The sequence below is a fragment of the Spirillospora sp. NPDC049652 genome, from assembly GCF_040675125.1.
Classification (GTDB): Bacteria; Actinomycetota; Actinomycetes; order Streptosporangiales; family Streptosporangiaceae; genus Spirillospora.
The window spans coordinates 1-9,905 of the sequence record NZ_JBFAOF010000186.1 but is presented as its reverse complement, the minus strand read 5'-3'; the positions used below and the strand labels follow the sequence as shown (position 1 = coordinate 9,905).

Annotated in this window: 10 protein-coding genes; 1 reads left to right on the top strand and 9 read right to left on the bottom strand. The window is 74.1% G+C overall.

Translation table 11 applies throughout. From position 1 onward, the window contains the following. Positions 1-774, bottom strand: a 774-nt coding sequence (locus AB0J52_RS15130) for a primosomal protein N' family DNA-binding protein (RefSeq protein WP_500182173.1), incomplete at its 3' end; no start/stop codon positions are given. A gap of 139 nt (positions 775-913) precedes the next feature. Between AB0J52_RS15130 and AB0J52_RS15125 the strand changes: the two genes are divergently transcribed. After that, positions 914-2,590, top strand: a complete 1,677-nt coding sequence (locus AB0J52_RS15125) for a DUF8823 domain-containing protein (RefSeq protein ID WP_500182172.1) — start codon at positions 914-916, stop codon at positions 2,588-2,590. A gap of 105 nt (positions 2,591-2,695) precedes the next feature. Here AB0J52_RS15125 and metK read toward each other — a convergent pair whose 3' ends face one another. The 8 genes from metK to AB0J52_RS15085 all read right to left on the bottom strand — a co-directional run. Continuing rightward, entirely contained in the window at positions 2,696-3,889 is a 1,194-nt protein-coding gene (gene metK, locus AB0J52_RS15120) for a methionine adenosyltransferase (protein ID WP_500182171.1), read from the bottom strand. Positions 3,890-4,155: 266 nt separating this feature from the next. Then, positions 4,156-5,553: a bifunctional phosphopantothenoylcysteine decarboxylase/phosphopantothenate synthase gene (locus AB0J52_RS15115; RefSeq protein ID WP_500182174.1), complete on the bottom strand. Its 1,398-nt coding sequence runs from the start codon at positions 5,551-5,553 to the stop codon at positions 4,156-4,158. Between the two features lie 68 nt (positions 5,554-5,621). Beyond that, a complete protein-coding gene (gene rpoZ, locus AB0J52_RS15110) occupies positions 5,622-5,876 on the bottom strand; it encodes a DNA-directed RNA polymerase subunit omega (RefSeq protein ID WP_117359693.1) in 255 nt (84 codons plus the stop codon). A 77-nt stretch (positions 5,877-5,953) separates the two neighbouring features. Continuing rightward, positions 5,954-6,547 carry a guanylate kinase gene (gene gmk, locus AB0J52_RS15105; protein ID WP_500182170.1) on the bottom strand — a complete coding sequence of 198 codons (594 nt, stop codon included), beginning with the start codon at positions 6,545-6,547 and terminating at the stop codon, positions 5,954-5,956. A 94-nt stretch (positions 6,548-6,641) separates the two neighbouring features. After that, the gene (mihF, locus tag AB0J52_RS15100) at positions 6,642-6,968 is read right to left on the bottom strand and encodes an integration host factor, actinobacterial type (protein ID WP_026411631.1); all 327 of its coding nucleotides are present in this window, start codon (positions 6,966-6,968) and stop codon (positions 6,642-6,644) included. A gap of 390 nt (positions 6,969-7,358) precedes the next feature. Beyond that, a complete protein-coding gene (pyrF, locus tag AB0J52_RS15095; RefSeq protein WP_500182169.1) occupies positions 7,359-8,069 on the bottom strand; it encodes an orotidine-5'-phosphate decarboxylase in 711 nt (236 codons plus the stop codon). Further along, positions 8,066-9,334, bottom strand: a complete 1,269-nt coding sequence (locus AB0J52_RS15090) for a dihydroorotate dehydrogenase (protein ID WP_500182168.1) — start codon at positions 9,332-9,334, stop codon at positions 8,066-8,068. The genes pyrF and AB0J52_RS15090 overlap by 4 nt, the downstream gene beginning before the upstream one ends. Further along, on the bottom strand, positions 9,331-9,905 hold a 575-nt coding region (locus AB0J52_RS15085; RefSeq protein ID WP_500182167.1), incomplete at its 5' end, for an iron-sulfur cluster-binding protein. The genes AB0J52_RS15090 and AB0J52_RS15085, both read right to left, overlap by 4 nt.

Genomic DNA, 9,905 nt, shown 5'->3' with positions numbered 1-9,905 from the left:
TCCGCAGGCCGAGGCCGACCAGCACCGTCCCGGTGACCCGGTCGAACGCCCGGCGGGCAGCGCCGTCCAGACCGCGCGGGGCGCGCGGCCGGCGGCGAGCGCGGCCAGGAAGGACGGCCCGGCCGGGTACCGTGACCAGGGACCCGGCCCGTCCGGCGGCTCCGGGGGCTCCGCGGCCTCGCGCGGCGGCTCGCCCTCCGCCCTGGCGTGCCGGGGCGGGATCGCCAGCCGCAGCACGTCGGCGAGCGTCCCGGCGTACCGGTCGGCGACCTCCCGGGCCAGCGCGGCGACCTCCGGGGCGAGCACCGGCTCGGCCGAGGTCACCCGCTCCAGGAACGACAGCCGGCCGTCGTGGTCGCTCTCCTGGACCCGCTCCAGCAGCAGGCCGTCCACGAGCTGTCCGGCGAAACGCACACGAACCCGGCACCCTGGCACGGCCTTGGGATCCAGTTCGCTGGGTACGAGGTAGTCGAAGGGCCGGTCCAGATGGGGAAGGGACATATCGACCGCGATCCGGGCCACGGGGAGGTGTCCGGCCGGGACGCGAGCGCCCTTCCGGGGCGCCTTGGCGCCGCCCCTGGCCGCGGAGCCCCTGGCCGACGCGCTCTTGCCGGCGGGGCCCTCGGCGGCGCCGCGCGCGGATCCGCCGCCCTGCCGCCGAGCGGATCTTCCGGGCGTGGCGGACGTTCCGGACGGTACCGTCGTGCCGCCGGGACCGTCCGGAAGCGCGTCCAGTCCCGGGATCAGCCCGGTGTCTCCGCCGTCGTTGCTCACAGGTTCGTCCTACCAGATGAGAGAGGTGCGCCAGACCCGTGGAACCGCGCGCGACCGGTTTGAACTCGCCGAGGGTTCGGTGGATCATTGGCCGGTGCCCCCCGGGCCCAGACCGTCCCTCCGGATCCTGTAGGCAGCGTTGACCACCGCATCGGCCTCCGCGCGGGTGGGCTCCGCCCCTGCCGCCACCTCCACGCCGCCCGCGTCCGGGCCGCCCTGGCGGCGCTGGGCGAACCCGCGCAACCCCATCCTCGCGGCGACCGCCGTGGCGTTCGTCCTGCACATGGTCTGGGCGCTGTTCCTGGCCACCGAGGGCGGCGACCTGGCGGCCCAGGCCGCCTGGACGCACTTCGTCGGCAACTACCCCTGGGCCGCCTACAACCTGTCCTGGTACGGCGGCATCCACGTCGCGTCCTACAGCGTGATCTCACCGTTCCTCATGGCCTGGTTCGGGATCCGGACGGTCGCGGTGATCAGCGGCACCCTGTCGGCGACGCTCGCCGCGACGATGCTGGTCCGGTTCCGCGCCCCGGTCGCGCTGCCCGCCGCCGTGTGGGCCGCGTTCGCGATCTCCTGCAACTCGGCGTCCGGGCGCACCACCTTCGGCCTCGGCCTGCTGTTCGCGCTCGCCGCCGTCATGTGCGCCTTCACCTCGCGCGGCACGCCGTTCCTGCGCGCCTCCGGGATGGTCGGCTTCGGGCTGCTCGCGACCTTCGCCAGCCCGGTCGCGGGCCTGTTCCTGCTGGTCGTCGGGGCCGCGATGTTCCTCACCGGACGCCGCCGCGCCGGCGTCGCGATCTGCCTCGGCATGCCCCTGGTGGTCGGCACGACCACGCTGCTGTTCCCGTTCACCGGCGTCCAGCCGATCTCGCTCGCCGCGATCGTGCTGCCCGCGATCGCCAGCGTCGTCGCCGTGCTGGTCTGCGCGCCCAAGGACTGGCGGCTGATCCGGGTCGGCGCGGGCGTCTACCTGGCCGGGATCCTGCTCACCTGGCTGATCCCGTCCCCGGTCGGCAGCAACGTCGAGCGCATGTCCCTGGTCTTCGGCGGCGTCTTCCTGCTCTGCGCCGTCGGCCGGGTGACCGACTGGCGGCGCATCGTGGTGCTGTCCCTGGCGTTCATCGTCACGGGCGTCTGGCAGGTCGTGAAGCCGATGGACGACCTGATCCACACCACCCCGGCCGCCGAGGCCGCCGCCCGCTCCCGCGACCTGATCGCGCAGCTCAGGGAGCGCGGCGCCGACAAGGGGCGGGTCGAGGTCGTCCCGCTGCGCTCGCACTGGGAGGCGGCGGGCCTGAGCCGCCAGGTGATCCTCGCCCGCGGCTGGAACCGCCAGGTGGACGCCGAACGCAACGCGCTCTTCTACCAGAAGACCCTGACGGCCGCCGACTACCGCGACTGGCTGCGCAAGTGGGCCGTCCACTACGTCGTCCTGCCCGAGCAGGAGATCGACTGGTCGTCCCACAACGAGGACGTCCTGGTCCGCACGGGCCAGCCCTACCTCACCGAGGTCTGGAGCGACGCCAACTGGCGGCTGTTCAAGGTCGCCGACCCCGCTCCGCTGGTCGCCGCGCCCGCCACCGTGCACCGGTTCCGCCCGGACAAGGTCGTCGTGAACGCCCCGGCGGCGGGCACCTACCTCGTCCGCGTCGCCTACTCCCCCTGGCTCAGCGTGCACGGCCCCGGCAAGGGCGCCTGCCTCGCCGACACCACGAGCGGGCCGAACAAGGACTTCGTCCAGATGAAGGTCCCCGGCCCCGGCCGCTACACCGTCGGCGCCCGCTACGAACTCCCCCGCGGAACCCCCTGCGAGTAAGCGCGCGGCGCGAGCAGGCGACTGCGCGCGACCGAGCGCCTCTGGAAAGTCTCCGGACATGGGAAAGGCCCCCGCGGGAAGCGGGGGCCTTTCTCGTGCCTCGGGTCAGAGACCGGCGATGCTCGCGAGAGCCTCGGCGCGGTCGGTGCGCTCCCAGGAGAAGTCGGGCTCCGGACGGCCGAAGTGGCCGTACGCGGCGGTCTGGGAGTAGATCGGGCGCAGCAGGTCCAGGTCGCGGACGATCGCGGCCGGACGCAGGTCGAAGACCTCCAGGACGGCCTTCTGGATCCGCTCGACCGGCAGCTTCTCGGTGCCGAAGGTCTCCACGAAGACGCCGACCGGCTGGGCCTTGCCGATCGCGTAGGCGACCTGCACCTCGGCGCGGTCGGCGAGGCCCGCCGCGACGATGTTCTTGGCCACCCAGCGCATCGCGTACGCCGCCGACCGGTCGACCTTGGACGGGTCCTTGCCGGAGAACGCGCCGCCGCCGTGCCGGGCCATGCCGCCGTAGGTGTCCACGATGATCTTGCGGCCGGTCAGGCCCGCGTCGCCCATCGGGCCGCCGATCTCGAACCGGCCGGTGGGGTTGACCAGCAGCCGGTAGCCCTCGGTGTCGATGTCGAACTCGGCGAGCACCGGGTCGACGACGTGCTCCTTGACGTCCGGGGTGAGCAGCTCCTTGAGGTCGATGTCCGGAGCGTGCTGCGACGACACGACCACCGTGTCGAGCCGGACGGCGCGGTCGCCGTCGTACTCGATGGTGACCTGGGTCTTGCCGTCGGGGCGCAGGTAGGGCACCACGCCGCCCTTGCGGACCGCCGACAGCCGGTGCGACAGCCGGTGCGCGATGGTGATCGGCAGCGGCATCAGCTCGGTGGTCTCGTTGCTGGCGTAGCCGAACATCAGGCCCTGGTCGCCGGCGCCCTGCCGGTCCAGGTCGTCCTGCTGGCCCTCCTCGCGGGCCTCGTAGGCGTCGTCCACGCCCTGCGCGATGTCGGGCGACTGCGCGCCGATGGAGACCGACACGCCGCAGGAGTGGCCGTCGAAGCCCTTCTTGGACGAGTCGTAGCCGATCTCGAGGATCTTCTCCCGGATCACACCGGGGATGTCGACGTAGGTCTCGGTGGTGACCTCGCCGGCCACGTGCACCTGACCGGTGGTGATCATCGTCTCCACGGCGACCCGGGAGGCCGGGTCGTCCTTGAGCATCGCGTCCAGGATGGCGTCACTGATCTGGTCCGCGATCTTGTCCGGATGCCCCTCGGTGACGGACTCGGAAGTGAACAGGCGGCGAGACACGTACGTGAACTCCTTGCAGCGGCTGCTGACTTGTCGTCGCAGAACGGACTTGTCTTCGGTCTTGCCGGCGGAGGACGCGGCCCCCGCCCCGGCTTGGGCTTGACTTTTCGGTCGGAGTCTATCGGGAACGACCTCGACGACAGCTAGACCCAGAGGACGCCTCAGGGGTGAGGCGCGCCTCAGTCGCGCGCGTGATCATGAGGACGCCTCGCGGGCGGGACGTGCCTCACTCGCGCGCGTGGTCACGGCGTGCCCCGCGCGCGTCGTCACGGCGTGCGGGCGGGACCGCCGAGCCGGGCGGCCGCCAGGTCCCACACGACGTCGGCGAGGTCCTCCTTGGGACCGCGCGGGACCTCGGTGGCCGAGCCGTCCGCGCCGAGCACGACGGCCGCGTTGTCCGGCCTGCCGAAGGTCAGGTCGGCTCCGACCTGGTTCACCACGAGCAGGTCGCAGCCCTTGCGCTTCAGCTTCTCGCGGCCGTTGGCGAGGACGTCGTCGGTCTCGGCGGCGAACCCGACCACGACCTGCCCGGCGGGACGGCGCCCGCCGAGCTCGGCCAGGATGTCGGGGTTCTTGACCAGCCGGATGGGCTCGGGCTCCCCGTCCGGACGCTTCTTGATCTTGGATTCGGCGTACTCGGCGGGCCGGAAGTCGGCCACCGCGGCGGCCATCACGACGACGTCGGCGTCCGCCGCCGCGGCGAGGACCGCCTCGCGCATCTCCCGCGCCGACCCCACCGGGACGACGTGCGCGCCCGCCGGGTCGGGCAGGGCGGCGTTCGCCGAGACCAGCGTCACCCGCGCGCCGCGGGCGAGGGCCGTCCGGGCGAGCGCGTACCCCTGCAGCCCGGACGACCGGTTCCCGAGGAACCGGACCGGGTCGAGCGCCTCCCGCGTCCCCCCGGCGGACACGACGACGTGCCGTCCGGCGAGGTCGAACAGCCCCGCCGTTCGCACATCGACACGCCGCCCGGCCGCCACCGTCCCCGTCGCACCGCCCACACCGGTCGCACCGGTCGCGCCGGTCGGAGTGGCCAGGCCGGTCGCGTCCGCTGCGGTGCCGGCGTCCAAGGTGTCGGTGGCGTCAGCCGCGGCGGTCGCGTCGGAGCCGGCGGCCGCGTCGGCGGTGGCGCGGGTCTTCAGCCAGCGGGTGAGGACGTGCTGGGCGACGTCGAAGAGCTCCGACGGCTCGGGCAGGCGGCCGCGCCCGGTGTCCTTGCCGGTGAGGCGGCCGGACGCCGGGTCCAGGACGATCGCGCCGCGCTCGCGCAGCGTCGCGACGTTCGCCTGGGTGGCGGGGTGCTCCCACATCTCGGTGTGCATCGCGGGCGCGAACACCACCGGGCAGTGCGCGGTGAGCAGCGTGTTGGTGAGCAGGTCGTCGGCCAGCCCGTGCGCCGCGCGGGCGAGCAGGTCCGCGGTGGCGGGGGCGACGAACACCAGGTCGGCGGTCTGCCCGATGCGCACGTGGGGAACGCCGGAAACCCCGTCCCACACACGGGTGGAGACGGGGTGGCCGGACAGGGCGGCCCAGGTGGGCTCGCCCACGAAGCGCAGGGCGTCCTCGGTCGGCACGACGGTGACGTCGTGACCGGACTCGGTGAGCCGTCGCAGCAGCTCGCACACCTTGTACGCGGCGATCCCGGCGGCGACGCCGAGCACCACGCGGGGCTTGTCGGGGGCTGTCATACGGGCGACTCTAGGACGCGGCGGTCCGCGGTTCGGACGCCGGGTCAGCCCTCGACGGGCTCGGCCTTGAGCAGGCCCTCGCGGACCTCGCGGAGCGCGATCGAGAGCGGCTTCTCCTGCACCTGGGTCTCGACGAGCGGGCCGACGTACTCGAGCAGGCCCTCGCCCAGCTGGGCGTAGTAGGCGTTGATCTGCCGGGCACGCTTGGCCGCGATGCTCACGAGACCGTACTTGGTGTCGACGACCTCGAGCAGGTCGTCGACGGACGGATTGGTGATGCCGTCGTTGCTGGCTGCCACGCGGTGGCCCTCCACTAGATGACCGTCGTCGCGGCGGACCGCCCCGTTTCGGGGGCGCGCACGCGCGGCGCGGATGCTTACTGACGAACAGCCATCAAGACTAGCAGCTCGTACACGACGTCCTGCACGGACGTGTTCACCAGGGTGACGTCGAACTCCTTCTCGGCGGCGAGTTCCACGCGGGCGGCGGCGAGCCGGCGCTCGATCACGTCCGGCGGCTCGGTGCCCCGGCCGGTGAGGCGGCGGACCAGCTCGTCCCAGGAGGGCGGGGCGAGGAAGACCAGCTGGGCCTCCGGCATGGTCCGCCGGACCTGGCGCGCCCCCTGGAGGTCGATCTCCAGCAGGACGGCCTCGCCGCGGGCGAGCCGCTCCTCGACGGGGCGGCGCGGGGTCCCGTAGCGGTTGCCCGCGAACTCCGCCCACTCGAGGAGCTCGCCCTCGGCGACGAGCCGGTCGAAACCGGCGTCGTCGACGAAGTGGTACTGCAGGCCGTTGATCTCACCCGGTCGGGGGGACCGGGTGGTCACCGAGACCGACAGCCACACCTCGGGGTGGGCCCGCCGGATCTCGGCGACGACCGTGCTCTTGCCGACGCCCGACGGCCCGGAGAGGACCGTGAGGCGACGGACGAGCCGACCTTGCGTCAGCTGGGAGCCGTCCGGCGCGGTCATGGGCGCACCGGAGCTGAGCGAGGTGGTGCCGGAACCGGGCAGGCCCGGGCCGGCCGCGACGGCAGCACCGTCGCGCCCGCTCGCGGATCGGGGGTCAGCGGTTTCCACCGCCGCCGAACTCACGCTCCAGGGAGGCGCGCTGGTTGGCGCCGAGGCCCCGCACGCGGCGGGACTCGGCGATGCCCAGGCGCTCCATGATCTGCTTCGCACGGACCTTGCCCACACCGGGCAGGGATTCCAGGAGAGCCGACACCTTCATCTTTCCGATGACGTCGTCGGACTGACCCTCCTTGAGAACCTCGGCGAGCGAGGTCCCCCCGTGCTTCAGCCGGTTCTTAACCTCGGCACGCTCCTTGCGGGCCTTGGCAGCCTTCTCCAGGGCTGCGGCGCGCTGTTCGGGGGTTAGGGGCGGAAGAGCCACGCCGGGTCACCTCAGGTTTCCACTCGACGGAGTCGGACGGGACGGGAAACTAGCGAGTTCACGGCCCATAAGGCAACGTGAAGTGCCGTTTTACCCGCCACAAAATCACGAAAATCACTCCTTGGAGTGTCCTGAATACAGAGTGTACCCAACTCGACCCCGTCAAGGGCCCCGACCCCCGCCACCTGGACACTTACCCAAGATCGCAACTTTCCCCCCATAAACCCCCGAAACCCGTCACTCATCACCCCCACCAAAGATGATCTTGGTCACGTTTTTCGGGCCGTCGCCGGGTGGGCCGCGTGGCGTTCTCCCCACTCCGGGCCGGAACACGCGAACGCCCGCGCGGTGTGTCCGGAATCACCCGCGCGGGCGTGGTGGGGCGGGCGCTCAGGCGGTGGGGGCGGAGGTGCGGCGCAGGGACGCGGCGATGCTCGCCGCCGCCGCGCCCGGGTCGGCGGCGCCGGTGATGGGGCGGCCGATGACGAGGAGGTCGGCGCCGGCCGACAGGGCCTGCTCGGGGGTGGCGACGCGCGCCTGGTCCTGGGTGGCGGCGCCGGCCGGGCGGACGCCGGGGGTGATCAGCGTGATGTCCGGGCCGACCTCCGCGCGGACGGCGGCGGCCTCCTGCGGCGAGCAGACCAGGGCGCGGGCGCCCGCCTCGACCGACAGCGCGGCCAGCCGCAGGACGGCGTCCGAGGCGGGCCCGGCCAGGCCGATCGCGGCGAGGTCGCCGTCGGTGAGGGACGTCAGGACGGTCACCGCGGCGATCCGGGTGTCCGGGGCGGCCTCGGCCGCGGCGCGGATCATGGCGGGGCCGCCCGCGGCGTGCACGGTCAGGTAGGCGGGCTTCAGCCGGGCGACCGCGCGGGTCGCGCCCGCGACGGTGGCCGGGATGTCGTGCAGCTTCAGGTCGAGGAACACCTGGACGCCGCTCGCGCCGCGCACGCTGGCGACCACGTCCGGGCCGTAGCGCAGGTAGAGCTCCAGGCCGACCTTGACGGTGCTCACGTGCGGGGTGACCTCGCTGGCCCAGCGCGCGGCCGTGTCCAGGTCGGGGGCGTCCAGCGCGACGGCGATCGGGGCCGGTGTTGCGATCACGGCAGTCTCTCCTTGGTCTCCGCCGCGGCGGGTTCGGTGGCCGGGGCGTCCTTGCGGCGGGCGCCGGAGCGGGGCGCGCGGGGGCGGACGGGCGCGGCCACCCGCGCCGGCTCGCCCGCCGCGGAGGCGGCCCGCGGCCCCGGACGTCCGTCCGCACCGTCTGACTGGGCCCCGAACGCCGCGTCAGCGGCCGCGCGGGACGCCGGGCGCGCCGGGGCACCGGACGGGGCTTTCGTCCCCTCAGCGGCGGACACAGGGGCCTGCGCGGCGTCGGGGGCGCCGTCCGGACCGTCCGGCGGCAGGGGCAGGACGCGCGGCGGGACGTACCCGGCGGGCTTGTGGGCGAGCCCGACGGCGTCGGCGAGGTGCGCGATGCGGCGGGCCGCGAGGGCGTCCTCCAGCTCGCGCAGCACCCGCACCGGAGCGCCGGGCTCGTGGAACAGGGTGGTGCCGAGGGCGACGGCGCTCGCCCCGGCGAGGATGAACTCCAGGGCGGCGAGCCCCGAGTCGACGCCGCCGACGCCGACGATCGGGACGTCGGGCAGCGCCGCGTGCACCTGGTAGACGCAGCGGACCGCGACCGGGCGGATCGCCGGGCCGGACAGCCCGCCGGACACGCCGGTCAGCGCGGGCCGCAGGGTGTCCGGGTCGATCGCCATGCCCTCCATGGTGTTGACCAGGGTGAGGCCGTCGGCTCCCGCGTCCACGCACGCGAGCGCGATGCGGGCGATGTCGGTGACGTCCGGGGCGAGCTTGGCGAGGACGGGCGTGCCGGGGCGCGAGTGCGCCCGGACGGCCCCGACCACGGCCGCCGCGGCGCCCGGGTGCCAGCCGAACATGCGGCCCCGGTCCGCGACGTTCGGGCAGGCGACGTTGACCTCGATCGCGGCGATGTTCGGCACGCCGCGCAGCCGCCGGGCGACCTCGGCGAACTCCTCGACGCTGTTGCCCGCGACCGACACGATCGTCCGGACGTCCCGGTCGACGAGCCAGGGCAGCTCGCGCTCCAGGAACGGCTCGACGCCGGGGCCGGGCAGGCCCATGGCGGTGAGCAGCCCGGCGGGCGTCTCGGCGGCGCGCGGGGTGGGGCGCCCGGCGCGCGGCTGGGTGGTCACCGACGCGGTGGTGAACGCGCCGATCCGGGTCAGGTCGAAGAAGGGGGCCAGCTCGCGGCCGGTGCCGCCGCACCCGGCGGCGGTGAGCACCGGGTTCGGCAGCTCCAGCGAGCCGATCCGGACGGTCATGTCGGGGGACGCGGCGCTCATCGGTCGGCTCCTTCGGACGGGACGGCCGACAGCACGCGCGGGGCGCCGAGCGCGTCGAAGGGGATGGTGCCGAGGTCGCCCCAGCGGACCCGGTCGCCGCGCAGCACCGGGCCGTCCGCGCAGGCCCGGACCATGCGGGTGACGCCGTCGTCGCCGTGGAACGGGAGCACGCAGGTCATGCACAGGCCGGTCCCGCACACCGCGGTGGACTGGAGGAACTCCTCCAGGAACACCTGGGACGGCAGCCCGAAGTCGCCCGCGACGCGGGTGACCGAGCGCAGCAGCGGGGTCGGGCCGCAGGCGTAGACGACGTCCGCGCCGGTCTCGTCGATGACGCGGGGCAGCACGTCGCGGACGGTCCCGCGCTCGCCGAGCGAGCCGTCCTCGGTGGTGGTGACGGCGGAGTCGCCGATGCGCTGGGCCATCCGGGAGCCGAACACGCCCCGCGCGGACGCCCCGCCGAGCACGAAGTGGACCTTGCAGCCGCGGCGGGCGAGGGTGTCGGCGAGCGCGAACAGCGCCGCGCCCTGCGGGCCGCCGCCGACCAGCAGGCAGCTCACCGGGTCGCGGT